Genomic DNA, 14,111 nt, shown 5'->3' on the forward strand with positions numbered 1-14,111 from the left:
AACTGTCGGTCCGAATTGGGCGGACCGAGTCCGCTTCCTCTCATGAAGAGACGGATCTGTTATGGCGCAACCACCTGCACTCCCCCTTCCGAAAGTCGCCCCGAGCCTGCGCGATGTCGGTTTTGCCCTGGGCATTATCGGCATCATCTGCATTCTCTTCCTGCCGATCCCGCCATTCCTGATCGACATGGGGCTGGCCTTCTCGATCGCCTTCTCGGTGCTGATCCTGATGGTCGCGCTGTGGATCCAGAAGCCGCTTGATTTCTCGTCCTTCCCGACCATTCTGCTGATCGCGACGATGACGCGGCTGGCGCTGAACATCGCCACGACGCGCGTCATCCTGTCCCACGGCAATGAAGGCCACGACGCGGCCGGCGGCGTCATTGCTGGTTTCGCAAGCCTGGTGATGTCCGGCGACTTCGTCATCGGTCTGATCGTCTTCCTGATCCTCATCACCATCAACTTCATCGTCATCACCAAGGGCGCGACGCGTATCGCCGAAGTCGGCGCACGCTTCACGCTCGATGCCATCCCCGGCAAGCAGATGTCGATCGACGCCGATCTTTCGGCCGGCATCATCGATGAAAGGGAAGCCCAGCGCCGGCGCAGAGAGCTCGAAGAGGAAAGCTCCTTCTTCGGTGCGATGGACGGTGCCTCGAAATTCGTGCGCGGCGATGCCGTCGCCGGCCTCATCATCACCGCCATCAACGTCTTCGGCGGCATCATCATCGGTTATTTCCGCCATGGCATGCCGATCGGCGAAGCCGCTGACGTCTTCGTCAAGCTCTCCGTCGGCGACGGCCTCGTCTCGCAGATGCCGGCCCTCATCGTCTCGCTCGCGGCCGGCCTGCTCGTCTCGCGCGGCGGCACCACCGGCTCTACCGACCAGGCGGTCGTCAACCAGCTGAGCGGCTATCCCCGTGCGCTCTCGGTCTCGGCGGTGCTGATGTTCGTCCTGGCGCTGATGCCGGGCCTGCCGTTTGTCCCCTTCGTGATCCTCGGTAGTCTTCTCGCCTTCGGCGCCTGGTTCATCCCGCGTCAGGTCGAGGTTGAAAACAAGCTTCGCCGCGAGCAGGAGGAAAAGAAGGTCGTCCAGAACAAGGAACTGGAAAAGGATTCGGTGAAGTCGGTGCTGCGCACCTCGGAAATCGAGCTCGCACTCGGCAAGATGGTCTCCACACGCTTGCTAGGCGCCCACCAGGAGCTCGCTTTCCGCGTCGGCAAGATGCGCAAGAAGTTCGCCACGCAATACGGTTTCGTCGTGCCCGAGATCAAGGTCACCGACGATATCGCAATCGCCGAGAAGTCCTACCAGATTCGCATCCACGGCACGACGGTCGCTTCAAATCTCTTGCGCGTCGGCGAAGTCCTGGTCGTCACCGGCGCCGGCCGCCGCCCGAGCATTCCCGGCGACGAAATTCGCGAACCCGCTTTCGGCATGCCGGCCGTCTCGATTCTCGAAAACTTCGCCGACGACCTGAAGCGCGAAGGCTTCCAGCCGATCGACAACGTCTCCGTCGTGCTGACCCATATGAGCGAGGTCATTCGCAACAACCTGCCGCAGCTTCTGTCCTATAAGGACGTCAAGGTGCTGATCGATCGCCTCGACCCGGAATACAAGAAGCTCGCCGACGAGATCTGCTCGTCGCATATGTCCTATTCCGGCCTGCAGGCGGTGCTCAAGCTCCTGCTTGCCGAACGCGTCTCGATCCGCAACCTGCACCTCATTCTCGAAGCCGTGGCCGAGCTTGCCCCGCATGTCAGGAAGACCGAGCAGATCGTCGAGCACGTCCGCATCCGCATGGCCCAGCAGCTCTGCGGCGATCTAGCCGACAACGGCGTGCTGCGTGTGCTGAGACTGGGCAGCAAGTGGGATCTCGCTTTCCACCAGGCGCTGAAGCGCGACGCCAAGGGCGAGGTGATCGAGTTCGACATCGATCCGAGAAGCCTGGAAGAGTTCAGCGAGCAGGCGAGCAAAGTTATCCGTGAGTTCATGGATCGCGGCCTGCCATTCGCCCTTGTCACCTCGCCGGAAACGCGCTCCTATGTGCGCATGATCATCGAACGGCTGTTCGCCACGCTGCCGGTCCTGTCGCATGTCGAACTGGCCAAGGGCATCGAGATAAAGATTTTGGGCTCGATTTCATGATAACAGACCCGCAAGGGACCGTTCTCGCGCTGTTTCTGGTTTTCTGCCGGATCGGCGGCTGTGTGCTGGCTCTTCCGGGATTTTCCTCGGCGCGCGTGCCCGAGCAGCTGCGCGTCTTCATTGCCGGCGCGCTGTCGATCGCCGTCTTGCCACTGCTCTGGGACACGGTTTATCCGGCTGTCCACACGGGAGCCGGAACCTATATCGGCCTGATTTTCAGCGAATCACTGATTGGCGTGATGTATGGAATGCTGGCGAGAATCTATACGCTCGGCATGCAGTTCGCCGCGACGATCATTGCCATGATGGTCGGTTATACCCAGCCGGGCTCCGCCGACGTCATCGAAGACTCGCCGGAGACCAGCCTTTCCGCCTTCATCACCTTTGCCGGCATCATGATTCTCTTCATCATGGATTTCCATCACATCGTCTTCCGAGCGCTGATCGATTCCTACACGACCATGCCCTTCGGCGGATTGACGCAGATGCGCGCGACGCTGATCTCCTTCACCGACACGCTGGAGCAGACCACCTACATCATGCTGCGGCTGTCCAGCCCCTTTCTGATCTACGGCATGATCTTCAACGTCTCGATCGGCTTCATCAACAAGCTGGCGCCGCAGATCCCGGTCTATTTCATTTCCACGCCCTATCTGCTGATGGGCGGGCTCTTCCTGTTTTATGTCTCGGTCGCGGCGCTGGTCAGCCAGTTCGGTCAGGCCTTCAGTTCGATCTATATCGGACGATGAGGCTGATATGATCGAGAAGAGCCGCTCTCAAAAACTCAAGCGTCTGCTGTCGGTGCAGCGGCATATCGAGAGGATGGCGGAGAACGACCTGGCCGAAACCAGCCGTCAGCGCATCGAGGTCAATGCGGCGATGGACGATGTCATCGTTGCTCTCGGTTCGATGGACCCGGTTCACCACGCCTTCTCGCAGAATTATGCCGACCGATTCGGCAGGCTGACGATCAAGGATCAGCAGCTGACCGGCATGCAGCAGATCCACGAGATGCGGCTGACGCGCGAACGCGCCAAGGCCGATCGCCTGGAAGAGGGCATGAAAGAGGCCCTCGATGTCGAGCGCCGCGAGGCCGACGACAATGCCGTCTACGATGTCATCGACCAGCAATTCGCAACGCCAGCCTCCAGCAAGCTTCAAAAACCATAATCGTTACGATCTTAATTTAGAGGATTGTAACGTGGCTATTTCGCCCCCCAGTGATCTGGTCCTGGACGTTGTCAAAGCCGCCGACCCAATGGAGGTTCAGGCGGCCCAGGAAAAATTGAAGGCAAATCGCGCGGCCTTTGCCGCAACGAGCCTCGCCGAGAACGGCAAGGGCTTCTCCAATACGGTCGACGTTCTCGATCATATCGGCCAGAAGAGCGGCCTCGCCAACATCCAGAACCGCACCAAGGCCGAGGAGGTTCCGGAAAGCTACCGGAAGTTCGAGGCCATGGTGCTGCAGAACTTCGTCAAGTCGATGCTGCCGAGCGAAAGTGAAGACGTCTACGGCAAGGGCGCGACCGGCGATATCTGGAAGGGCATGATGGCCGAGCAGCTCGGCAACACCATGGCCAAGGGCGACGGCATCGGCATTGCCAAGCAGATGTACAGCGAACAGTTGCGCCGGCAGGAAGGCAAGATCGTCAATGCTTCGACCGATGATCGTGACCGCAACACCGCGCTTAGCATGATCGACGACTTCCAGCGCAAGACCTTTGGCACGCCGACGGCGGACGCCAAGGCCGATAGAACAGGATGATTTTAGGCCCGTTAGCCTGAAATCTGAATCCTGTTCTAAATCAAATAGTTAGAGGATGATGTCGTCCGAAAACCGCGCACACTTTTCGGCATCATGCTCTAAGCGACGCATAATCGAGGGTACAATGGAAATAATTTCGAACGAATACAGGATCAAATCCGTCCTCGGACGCCTCGAAATGATCATCGACAATGAGAATACCCGGATCGGCAACGACCCGCAGTTCGATCTCAAGGTCTCCAATGCGCATAAGAGCCGCTGCCTCTACGAGCTGTCGATGCTTTTCCGCGATACCGATCCGGCCGAGCTTGCCGCTGCCCATCTCGATCAACTGCACGGCCTGAAGAAGAAGCTGGTGCTCAACGCGAGACGAGTCGAAGCGCATCTCGAAGCGGTTCGCGCTGTCGCCGACCTCCTGAAGAATGCCGTTCAGGACGCCGACGCCGACGGCACCTATTCCCAGGAACAATTCGCCGCGCGTGGGAACTGATGATCAAGCTCGTCCTCACCGGTATCTGGGTTTGCGCCATCACCTTGGCCTCGGTTTACTTTTCGGTGTACATGGCGACGGCGCCAGTACCCGCTGCAACGGATTCCAAGCAGAGCGCGCTCGAACTGGTGAAGGGTGAAACGATTACGGTGCCCGTCATCGGCGACGGTGCGATCACCGGTTATTTCCTCGGCCGCGTTTCCTTCATGATGAACAAGGACATGCTGAAGGGCGTGACCTTGCCGCTGACCGAGATGACGACGGACCAACTTTTCAGCCTGCTCGTCGGCAACAAGATGGTCGATCTCGCTCATATCAAGTCCTTCGACCCGAATGCCTTCCGCGAGGAGATCAAGAAGGGCATGAACGAGCGCCTCGGCGGCGAATATGTCGCCGAAGTGATGCTGGAGCAGCTCGATTATCTCTCCAAGGAAGAGGTCAAGCAAAACGCGGCCGGCGAGCCGAAGAAGCTCGGCACTCCGGTCAAGATCATCGAAGCCGCCCCGGCTGAGGATGGCCCGGCCCCGGCTGCCCATTAATATCCCAGATCAGATGCATGAACGGCGCCTTCGGGCGCCGTTTGTCGTTGGGCCCGATGTGGTTAATAAACTACTTATGAGAGCATCAAAATCCAAGGAATTTTCCTAAGGGTTGTTTGAAAGCCTCCTGTTATATCAGCTGTCACAGCTTGGTATGCGCCGTTTTCCGTGATCGGGGCGACGCCGTCCATGCATGACGCGACCGGTCCTTTCGAGACCTCCGGGGTGCGGAAAAATGGGCTTGGTTTCCGGGATTTCGGGCGCATGACGCACCCTCGGCAGGAGGTAGGAATGAATTTGATTGCAAACTTCGCGGTGCTCGCGTCGCGGCGGACGATCTTCGATCTGCCGGTCTGCGATCTCGGCTGGGACGATGCCCTCGTTTTTATCAACGAGCTGGCTTCCATTCCCGTCGGCCAGACCGTGGTTTGCTTCGTCAACGCCCATAATATGCTGACGGCGTTGCGCGACGACGAATACTACCGGATCATGTCGCACAATCTGGTGCTGCCGGATGGCATCGGCCTCAACATCGCATCGCAGATTGCCCATGGCTCGCCGTTTCCCGCCAATCTGAACGGCACCGATTTCGTGCCGGCCTTCCTGACCTTCATGGAGGCTCCGCGCCGTATCGGCCTGATCGGCGGCGCGCCTTCGGTCGTCGAAGCAGCGGCAGAAAATTTCCGCAGGCACACACCCTGGCATGAATTTATCGTCATTTCCGATGGTTTTTTCGACAAGGTCGACTCCACTGATGTCACCCAGGAGATCGAGCGCCAGAAGCTCGACATTCTGATCGTCGGCATGGGGACGCCGCTGCAGGAGAAATGGGTCCACGACAACATTCGCGCCGACCATGCGCGGCTGGTGTTGACGGTAGGCGCGCTCTTCGACTTCGTATCCGGAGCCGTTCCGCGAGCGCCGAAGACGGTGCGGATGATGCGTCTCGAATGGGCCTATCGGCTGATACAGGAGCCTGCGCGCCTCTGGCGGCGCTACATCATCGGCATTCCGGTTTTCCTTTTCCACGTCCTGCGCTACCGCTTCCGCCGCCGCGAAAGAATTCTCAGCCAGCCGGAAGAGCAGCGCAGCGTCTCGCAGCCGATTGTGGATCGCAGGAAGGCGAGTTGAACAGGCCCGGCTCGGTTCCCGGACCTGTGAAGACGTCATCGGTTCAAATCTGAGACGTCGGGCCGCAATTTTTGCCAGTCGCGGTTAACCATTTCTTTGCCATGAATATTTAGAGTAGCTTAATCATCTGCATCGCATGCGGATGATTGAACTCGGCCATCATGTGCATGAGATGTGGCGCAAATGTACGATATCAGGGCGAGAAACAGCTTCCAGGATCGCGCAACCGCGGGGCCGCGCACCTTTGACGTCCCCTATCGCCGGCGGTCGAAGGGGGCCGATATCGCGCTGCCCGAGGCCGAATTGCTGCGCGCGATCGGCCGCGCGCTGGAAGAGCAGCGCGCAATGGCGGCGCGTCCAGAGCCGCTGGTCGATCGCATCGAAACCATTCTCGGCAACCGCCTTCGGGCTGCCAACGACATCGGCCGTCCTCTTGCGCCGGAGCCGGCCGGCCATGAGGAGCCCATCGCTGCGGCCGAAGGGGCCGCACTCCCGCCCGCGCCGCTTGCCGCGATCAGTGAGGAACTCACCGGATTCCAGCCTGCAGCGCCGCGCCGCCGCGCCGGCCGCTTCGGCCTTGTCATGACGGTCGTCGCCGCCACGATCCTCGGCGCGGGCCTGCCGGCGTTGATGCCGGTCTCGCCCGCCCTCTACCGCGCCGAGACGACACTTTCGGTAAAGACGGATGCGGCAAGCCGCGCTGCCTTCACCCAGGCTGCCGCCAAAGGCCTGCTGTCGGCGCGGGTGATGGCATCGACGGTCGCTGCTCTGAAACTCGATCACGACCCGGAATTTGCCGGCTCCAATCCCAATGCGCTCGGCGTTGCGCTCGATCTGCTCTCGGGCACCGGTGCTGCCGCCGATCCGGCCTCGCGTGCCGAGACGGCGCTGAAACATGCGGTCGAGATCGTGCCCGATGCCGCCGCCGGTACGATCCTCGTCAGGGTGACAACCGGCGACAGCGCCAAATCCATGCGTATCGCAGCCCAGCTTGGCGAAGCGGTGTCCGCAGTGAGCGGTCCCGGCCGGAGCGCCGAAACCGACACCGCGCTGCGCAAGGCCTATGACGAGGCGAAGGCAGAGCTTGCCGCCTTCACGGCCAAAAGCGGCGAGGGCAACGTCAAGGTGGCGATCGACCTTCGCCGCCAGATCGACGAGCTCGATGCCGATCTGAAGCAGGCCGACCAGAATATCATTGCCGCCAAGGCGCAGGCCGACCGGCTGAAGGCGGCAAAACTCGCCGGCGTGCTGGATGGTTCGCTCCCTTCCGATATGCTCTCGCCGGCGCTGCAGGATTGGCGCGACAAATATGCCGTCGCCAGGACGACGCTGGCGCAGCTTTCGGCCGAGCTTGGCCCGCGCCATCCGCGTCTGCTGCAGCAGCAGGCCGAAACGGATGGACTGAAGGAGAACATGGGCAAGGAGCTTGCTCGTCTGGCCCAGCTCGCCAATGCCGCCGCCAAGGCTGCGGTCGATGCGCGCAAGGACCTGAACGATCGCCGCAACACGCTGATTGCCCAGAGCCGGGACACCGGCGTCGATCTGTCCCGGCTGACCGAGCTGCGCGAAAAGGCGAATGCCGCGCGCTCGCGCCTGGAAGAAGCGGCGCCGACACCGGGAAGCGATGATGGCCATTTGACCGTCCTGAAACCGCCGCTTGCGGCGGCGGTGCCGGGAACGAATGGTCTGATCGGCCGCGTGCTGGCCGGGGCCGCGACAGGCCTTGCGCTCGGTCTTGGGCTGGCCCTTCTGCTGTTCTGGCGCAAATCCGCCGCGGCTTCCGCAAGCGAGGAAATGCCGGCGCCGCCTTCGCTCGCCTCTCCGCCGGCGCCCGCGCCGGCCCTGGCGGCGGCCGACGAGATGGAGGAGCTGCGCTCCGAGATCTCCGGCCTGCGCGACCGGCTTCGACTTCACGTGATGGAAGCACGGCAGCCGCTGCGCTGAACCCGACATTTCCTTGCAAGTTTGATATTGCCTTGCCGCTTTCCGACAGGATAGGGCGTTAGCGGGCATTTGACGCTCGTCAACTATCAATAGATTGGCGCGAAACAGGGCGGAGAGACGCGTGGCGACAGTAATCGACGGCAAGAACGTAGCTGCATCAGTCATTCAGACGGTCAAGAGTGCGACGGCGGCGCTGGAAAAGAGCAGCGGCGTCACCACCGGCCTGGCCGTCATCATCGTCGGCGACGACCCGGCAAGCCACGCCTATGTCGGCTCCAAGGGCCGCATGGCCAAGGAATGCGGCTTCAAGTCCGTCCAGCACACGTTGCCAGCCGAGACCAGGCAGGAGGAGCTGGCAGCTCTCGTCGCCACCCTCAACGCCGATCCGTCGATCCACGGCATCCTGGTGCAGCTGCCCTTGCCGAAGCCGCTCGACAGCGAGCCGATCATCCAGTCGATCCTGCCGGAAAAGGATGTCGATGGCTTGAGCGTCGTCAACGCCGGCAAGCTTGCCACCGGCGACCTGAAGACCGGACTGGTCTCCTGCACGCCGGCCGGCGCCATGGTCTTCGTCCGCCGCACCCATGGCGAGGATCTTTCCGGCCTCAATGCCGTCGTCATCGGCCGCTCCAACCTGTTCGGCAAGCCGATGGCGCAATTGCTGCTCAACGCCAATGCGACTGTGACGATGGCCCATTCGAGAACGAAGAACCTCGCCGAGGTCTGCCGCAACGCCGATATTCTGGTGGCCGCCGTCGGTCGTCCGGAAATGGTCAAAGCCGATTGGGTCAAGCCGGGTGCGACGGTGATCGACGTCGGCATCAACCGGGTGCCGGCGCCCGACAAGGGCGAGGGCAAGACCCGGCTCGTCGGTGACGTCGCTTTCCGTGAAGTCTCCGAGGTCGCCAGCACCATCACTCCGGTTCCCGGCGGTGTCGGGCCGATGACTATCGCCATGCTGATGGCCAATACGGTCATCGCCGCCCATCGCGCCGCAGGGCAGACGCCGCCGCAGTTTTGATCAGGGCTGCTGCGGGGCAGGGCCGGTCGAGGCCCTGACGATCAGCTCGGTCCTCCAGAGCTCCTGCTCGGGGAAGGGGGCGGCGTGTTTCACCGTGCCGATCAGCCGCTGGGCGATTCGAACGCCGGCGGCGCGCAGCGAGGAGCGCGTCGTCGTCAGCGGCACGGAGAAGCTTTCCGGCTTCAACAGCGGCAGCACGTCGTCATGGGCGATCAGCGAAATATCCTCGCCGAGGCGCAGGCCCGCCTGGTTGACGGCGCGGATTGCGCCCAGCGCCATGACCGTGCTGGAACAGAGGATCGCCGTTGGCCGCTGCGGCAGCTGCAGGAAACGTTCCATCGCCAGCATGCCCTGTTCGTCCGTCATCAGCGCGTGGGTCATGCAATCCTCTTCGAGCGTGAGGCTACGTTCGGCGAGGGCTGAGATGACGCCGTTCCTTCTGCGGATGGCGAAATCGAGGTGTGTCGGGCCGTTCATCAAGGCAAAGCGCGTATGACCGAGCTGCAGCAGCAGCCGTGTGGCGTCGTAGAAGGCGCCTTCATTATCGATGTCGAGATAGGGATAATCCGGCTCCGCGCCGAAGGATCGGCCATGCACGACATAGGGCATGGAGAGCGATTTCAGCATGGCGAGCCGCGGGTCGTGGCCGCGCATATAAGCGATGAACAGAGCATCGACATTGCCGCTGATTGCAAGCCGCCGGAGCGCGGCCACCTCGTCATCGGGATCGGCCGGCATGATGACGAAATGGAAATCGTGGCGAACGGCCTCCTCGCCGAGCCCGGCCAGGAATTCGCCGAAATGCACGTCTGACTGGTGGCCGGGCGCCGTCGGCATGACGAGGCCGATCGAGCCTGCCTTGCCGGTCGCAAGCCGCTGGGCAGCCTTGTTCGGCCGGTATCCGGTTTCCTTGACGGCCTGGAGCACGCGCTCTCTGGTCGCTTCATTGACCTCGGGATAACCGTTGAGTGCCCGGCTCACCGTCGTCTGCGACAGCCCGAGCAATTCCGATAGCTGTTTGAGATTCACCTGTTATGCTTCCCTCCCGGCCTGCCGTCGGCCGCTCCAAAAAGGCCTGCCGCCTCCCAATGGCATCCAAAGCGCTTTCAATTATGTAGCATCTCGCGCGCTTGACTCAAGAAAAATCGCTCCATATCCCCCGATAGGTGCTTACGGGCTGCGATATCCCGCCGCTTTAGGGCAGGTTTTCGCGAATTGACTTGACTCCATTCCACTGGAAGTGAAATGAGTTGGGTGTCAAAGCGCTTTGAAATTTCCGTTTGCGAGAAATTCGGCGCGGGTTGGGATTGTGATGGGAGGTTGATCACATGAAAAAGTCATTTCTGATGGGCGTTGCCGTTGCGGCGCTATTTGCCGGTGCTGCGTCCGCGGCCGATCTGAAATTTGCCCCGGGACAGGATTCCAAGTTCAACTGGAAAAGCTATGACGAATTCAAGGCCGCGCATGCCGATCTGAAGGGTCAGCCGCTGACGATCTTCGGGCCGTGGCGCGGCGAAGACGAGGCGTTCTTCATGAGCGTTCTTGCCTATTTCACCGAGGCGACCGGCATCGAGGCGAAATATTCCTCGTCCGAAAACTACGAACAACAGATCGTCATCGACACGCAGGCTGGCTCGCCGCCGAACATCGCCATTCTGCCGCAGCCGGGCCTCCTCGCCGACCTCGCCGGCAAGGGCTTCCTGACGCCGCTCGGCGACGACAACTCCAAGTGGATCAAGGACAATTACGGCGCCGGCGACAGCTGGGTCGGGTACGGCACCTATAAGGGTAAGGACGGCAAGGAAGCCTTCTACGCCTTCCCTTATAAGGCCGATGTGAAGTCGCTCGTCTGGTATGTTCCGGAGAACTTTGAGGAAGCCGGCTACAAGATCCCGACGACCATGGAAGAGCTGCATGCCCTGACCGACCAGATCGTCAAGGACGGCGGCGTTCCCTGGTGCATCGGTCTCGGTTCCGGCGGCGCCACCGGCTGGCCGGCGACGGACTGGGTCGAGGACATCATGCTGCGCATGCAGCCGCCGGAAGCTTATGACAAGTGGACGACCAACGAGCTGAAGTTCACCGATCCGGCCGTCGTTGCCGCGATCGACGAATTCGGCAAGTTCGCCAAGAACGAGAAATACGTCAATGGCGGCGTCGCGGCCGTGGCCTCGACCGACTTCCGCGACAGCCCGAAGGGCCTCTTCTCCGTTCCGCCGAAGTGCTACATGCACCATCAGGCCTCGTTCATTCCGTCCTTCTTCCCTGAGGGCACGAAGCTCGGCCAGGATGCCGACTTCTTCTACATGCCGACTTATGCTTCGCATCCCGAACTCGGCAAGCCGGTTCTCGGCGCCGGCACGCTTGTTTCGATCGCCAAGGACTCGAAGACGGCCCGCGCTTTCATCGACTTCCTGAAGACCCCGATCGCGCATGAGGTCTGGATGGCGCAGTCGAGCTTCCTGACGCCTTATAAGGGCGTCAGCACCGAGGCCTATGCCAATCCGCAGATGAAGAAGGAAGGCGAGATTCTGACGTCTGCCACCACCTTCCGCTTCGACGGTTCCGACCTGATGCCCGGCAAGATCGGCGCCGGCGCCTTCTGGACCGGGATGGTCGATTTCGTCGGCGGCAAGTCCGCCGAGGAAGCTGCCGGCGAAATCCAGAGCGCCTGGGACGGCATCAAGTAATCTTCCAACATCATGCCGCCGGCTTGCCGGCGGCATGACCTGCCTGACTGGCCGGGCTCATGAGCAGCCCGGCCAGTCAAGATATATTGTGATTGGGCAATATTGACCGGCACTGACCGGTCAGAATGACAGCCGGTCTGAATTAAGATCAGGGGAAGCAGGGGAGGGACGAAATGCTGTCGCAGATAGTGTCCGCTTTGGGCGTCGTGGTGTTCGCCGTTTTTGCGTGCTCGGCCTATTTCTATTTTTCCAACAAACTCCTGGATCTCGCCCTGCCGGTCAAGGATGGCGACATCCGCGCCGCCTCGCGCAATCTCAACCGCCGCGCCCTCATCCGGCCGTGGCTGTTCATCGGCCCGGCGCTCTTCCTGCTCTTCGTCTACCTCGTCTATCCCGTCGTTGCGACCTTCATTCTCTCCTTCTATGACCGCACCGGCCTGCAGTTCGTCGGCCTCGCCAACTATAAATGGGCGATCGGCGACCGCGAATTCCGCCAGTCGATCTTCAACAACATCCTCTGGCTCGCCGTCGTGCCGGCCGCCTGCACCTTCTTCGGCCTGGTCATCGCTGTCATGACCGACCGCATCTGGTGGGGCAATATCGCTAAAAGCATCGTCTTCATGCCGATGGCGATCTCCTTCGTCGGCGCCTCGGTCATCTGGAAGTTCATCTATGAATATCGCGGCGGCAACGACGTCCAGATCGGTCTGTTGAACGCCATCGTCCAGTTGTTCGGCGGCACGCCGGAGGTGTGGATCTCGGTTCCCTTCTGGAACAACTTCTTCCTGATGGTCATCCTGATCTGGATCCAGACCGGTTTTGCCATGGTCATCCTGTCGGCGGCACTGCGCGGCATTCCCGAGGAGACGATCGAGGCCGCCGTCATCGACGGCGCCAACGGCTGGCAGATCTTCTGGCGCATCATGGTGCCGCAGGTCTGGGGCACCATCGCCGTCGTCTGGACGACGATCACCATCCTCGTCCTCAAGGTCTTCGATATCGTCCTGACCATGACCAACGGCCAGTGGCAGACGATGGTCCTGGCGAACCTGATGTTCGACTGGATGTTCCGCGGCGGCGGCGATTCCGGCCGAAGTGCTGTCATCGCCATCATCATCATGCTCGCCGTCACGCCGATCATGGTCTGGAACGTGCGCCGCGCCAACCGCGAACTGAAGGGCCATTGAGATGACCGCTGTCGGAAGTTACTTCAAGATCGGCCCCGCCCGTCTCTTCGTCCACCTTGCAGTTCTCTTGATCGTCATCATCTGGCTAATCCCGACGCTCGGCATCTTCGTCAGCGCCCTGCGCGACAAGGACCAGATCGTTGTGTCCGGCTGGTGGACGGCCTTCGTCGGCTCGACGCAGACGGTCGCCGTGCGCCTTGGCACCCCTGACCAGCAAAAGCAGGAAGGCGCTACCTACGTCATTTCAGGCAATGTGCTGGAAGGGCAAACCGGCCGCTCGGTAAGGGCCTTCGGCAACCGTGTGCAGCAGCCGGCGGCCTTCGAGGCCGGCCAGACGGCCGATCTCGGCGACGGCGAAAGCCTGCTGATCAACAGCGACGGCAGCTACCGCTACATGAAGAACGCCGCCTTCTCGCCCGATGAGCGGCCGCGGCGTATCTATGTCTCCGTCTCGGCGCCGCCGGAATTCACCTTGCAGAACTACAATACGGTTCTGACCGGCGAGGGCATCGGCCAGTCCTTCATCAATTCGCTGACTGTGACGATCCCGGCGACGATCATCCCGATCCTGATTGCCGCTTTCGCCGCCTATGCCTTGAGCTGGATGGACTTTCCTGGCCGCGCGCTGCTGATCGCCCTCGTCGTCGGTCTCATTGTGGTGCCGCTGCAGATGTCGCTGATCCCGCTGCTGCGCCTTTATAACGAAGTGGGCAACATGCTCGGCCAGCCGTCGAAGACCTATCCCGGCATCTGGCTTGCCCACACCGCCTTCGGCATGCCGCTCGCCATCTTTCTGCTGCGGGCCTATATTGCCGGCCTGCCGAAGGAGATCATCGAATCCGCCCGTGTCGACGGTGCGAGCGACTTCGAGATCTTTACCCGCATCGTTTTGCCTCTGTCCTTCCCGGCACTCGCCTCCTTCGCCATCTTCCAGTTCCTGTGGGTGTGGAACGACCTGCTCGTCGCCATGGTCTTTCTCGGCACCGACAAGGACCACATCGTGCTGACCGGCAGCCTGAACGCGTTGCTCGGCTCGCGCGGCGGCAATTGGGAGATTTTGACGGCGTCGGCCTTCGTCACCATCGTGGTGCCGCTGCTCGTCTTCTTCGGGCTGCAGCGCTATCTGGTGCGTGGTCTGCTGGCGGGCTCGGTCAAGGGCGGCTGACCATTTTCGAACGTGACTTCAAACAGGATA

13 protein-coding genes are annotated in these 14,111 nt (G+C 61.3%); 12 read left to right on the forward strand and 1 reads right to left on the reverse strand.

The window, feature by feature from the left end; translation table 11 throughout:
• The first annotated feature begins 61 nt into the window (after positions 1-61).
• The 9 genes from flhA to folD all read left to right on the forward strand — a co-directional run bounded on the left by flhA (position 62) and on the right by folD (position 9,039).
• On the forward strand, positions 62-2,149 hold the full coding sequence (gene flhA / locus N2597_RS01605) for a flagellar biosynthesis protein FlhA (RefSeq protein ID WP_038686924.1): 2,088 nt from the start codon (positions 62-64) through the stop codon (positions 2,147-2,149).
• Complete coding sequence (locus tag N2597_RS01610; protein WP_096763661.1) at positions 2,146-2,898, forward strand: flagellar biosynthetic protein FliR; 753 nt, start codon at positions 2,146-2,148, stop codon at positions 2,896-2,898. Before flhA ends, N2597_RS01610 begins: the two co-directional genes overlap by 4 nt.
• Before the next feature lie 7 nt (positions 2,899-2,905).
• Complete coding sequence (locus tag N2597_RS01615; RefSeq protein WP_009996114.1) at positions 2,906-3,319, forward strand: hypothetical protein; 414 nt, start codon at positions 2,906-2,908, stop codon at positions 3,317-3,319.
• Positions 3,320-3,350: 31 nt separating this feature from the next.
• Complete coding sequence (locus N2597_RS01620; RefSeq protein ID WP_086155929.1) at positions 3,351-3,914, forward strand: rod-binding protein; 564 nt, start codon at positions 3,351-3,353, stop codon at positions 3,912-3,914.
• 124 nt (positions 3,915-4,038) lie between these two features.
• Entirely contained in the window at positions 4,039-4,404 is a 366-nt protein-coding gene (locus N2597_RS01625; protein WP_003545575.1) for a hypothetical protein, read from the forward strand.
• Complete coding sequence (locus tag N2597_RS01630; RefSeq protein ID WP_096763662.1) at positions 4,404-4,943, forward strand: hypothetical protein; 540 nt, start codon at positions 4,404-4,406, stop codon at positions 4,941-4,943. Before N2597_RS01625 ends, N2597_RS01630 begins: the two co-directional genes overlap by 1 nt.
• A 291-nt stretch (positions 4,944-5,234) precedes the next feature.
• The gene (locus tag N2597_RS01635) at positions 5,235-6,074 is read left to right on the forward strand and encodes a WecB/TagA/CpsF family glycosyltransferase (RefSeq protein WP_009994323.1); all 840 of its coding nucleotides are present in this window, start codon (positions 5,235-5,237) and stop codon (positions 6,072-6,074) included.
• Positions 6,075-6,257: 183 nt separating this feature from the next.
• Complete coding sequence (locus N2597_RS01640) at positions 6,258-8,018, forward strand: GumC domain-containing protein (RefSeq protein WP_183597502.1); 1,761 nt, start codon at positions 6,258-6,260, stop codon at positions 8,016-8,018.
• 121 nt (positions 8,019-8,139) lie between these two features.
• Positions 8,140-9,039: a bifunctional methylenetetrahydrofolate dehydrogenase/methenyltetrahydrofolate cyclohydrolase FolD gene (folD, locus tag N2597_RS01645; protein WP_038686936.1), complete on the forward strand. Its 900-nt coding sequence runs from the start codon at positions 8,140-8,142 to the stop codon at positions 9,037-9,039.
• On the opposite strand, the gene N2597_RS01650 is transcribed toward folD, so the two are convergent.
• Positions 9,040-10,068, reverse strand: a complete 1,029-nt coding sequence (locus tag N2597_RS01650) for a LacI family DNA-binding transcriptional regulator (protein ID WP_096763665.1) — start codon at positions 10,066-10,068, stop codon at positions 9,040-9,042.
• 299 nt (positions 10,069-10,367) lie between these two features.
• On the opposite strand from N2597_RS01650, the gene N2597_RS01655 reads away from it, so the two are divergent.
• From N2597_RS01655 to N2597_RS01665, 3 genes are all read left to right on the forward strand, one after another.
• Complete coding sequence (locus N2597_RS01655; RefSeq protein ID WP_077992506.1) at positions 10,368-11,729, forward strand: ABC transporter substrate-binding protein; 1,362 nt, start codon at positions 10,368-10,370, stop codon at positions 11,727-11,729.
• A gap of 173 nt (positions 11,730-11,902) precedes the next feature.
• Positions 11,903-12,916 (forward strand): carbohydrate ABC transporter permease, encoded by a 1,014-nt coding sequence (locus tag N2597_RS01660; protein WP_038686942.1) that lies wholly within the window; start codon positions 11,903-11,905, stop codon positions 12,914-12,916.
• 1 nt (position 12,917) lies between these two features.
• Complete coding sequence (locus N2597_RS01665) at positions 12,918-14,081, forward strand: carbohydrate ABC transporter permease (RefSeq protein WP_183597500.1); 1,164 nt, start codon at positions 12,918-12,920, stop codon at positions 14,079-14,081.
• Positions 14,082-14,111 lie beyond the last annotated feature (30 nt).

Origin of the sequence: Rhizobium sophoriradicis, from assembly GCF_025200795.1 — a bacterium.
Taxonomy (GTDB): domain Bacteria; phylum Pseudomonadota; class Alphaproteobacteria; order Rhizobiales; family Rhizobiaceae; genus Rhizobium; species Rhizobium sophoriradicis.

Coding starts and splice junctions, on each gene's coding strand:
- N2597_RS01630 (WP_096763662.1), top strand. CDS start 4,404: ATGATCAAGCTCGTCCTCACCGGTATCTGGGTTTGCGCCATCACCTTG.
- N2597_RS01640 (WP_183597502.1), top strand. CDS start 6,258: ATGTACGATATCAGGGCGAGAAACAGCTTCCAGGATCGCGCAACCGCG.
- N2597_RS01625 (WP_003545575.1), top strand. CDS start 4,039: ATGGAAATAATTTCGAACGAATACAGGATCAAATCCGTCCTCGGACGC.
- N2597_RS01610 (WP_096763661.1), top strand. CDS start 2,146: ATGATAACAGACCCGCAAGGGACCGTTCTCGCGCTGTTTCTGGTTTTC.
- N2597_RS01635 (WP_009994323.1), top strand. CDS start 5,235: ATGAATTTGATTGCAAACTTCGCGGTGCTCGCGTCGCGGCGGACGATC.
- flhA (WP_038686924.1), top strand. CDS start 62: ATGGCGCAACCACCTGCACTCCCCCTTCCGAAAGTCGCCCCGAGCCTG.
- N2597_RS01660 (WP_038686942.1), top strand. CDS start 11,903: ATGCTGTCGCAGATAGTGTCCGCTTTGGGCGTCGTGGTGTTCGCCGTT.
- N2597_RS01655 (WP_077992506.1), top strand. CDS start 10,368: ATGAAAAAGTCATTTCTGATGGGCGTTGCCGTTGCGGCGCTATTTGCC.
- N2597_RS01615 (WP_009996114.1), top strand. CDS start 2,906: ATGATCGAGAAGAGCCGCTCTCAAAAACTCAAGCGTCTGCTGTCGGTG.
- N2597_RS01665 (WP_183597500.1), top strand. CDS start 12,918: ATGACCGCTGTCGGAAGTTACTTCAAGATCGGCCCCGCCCGTCTCTTC.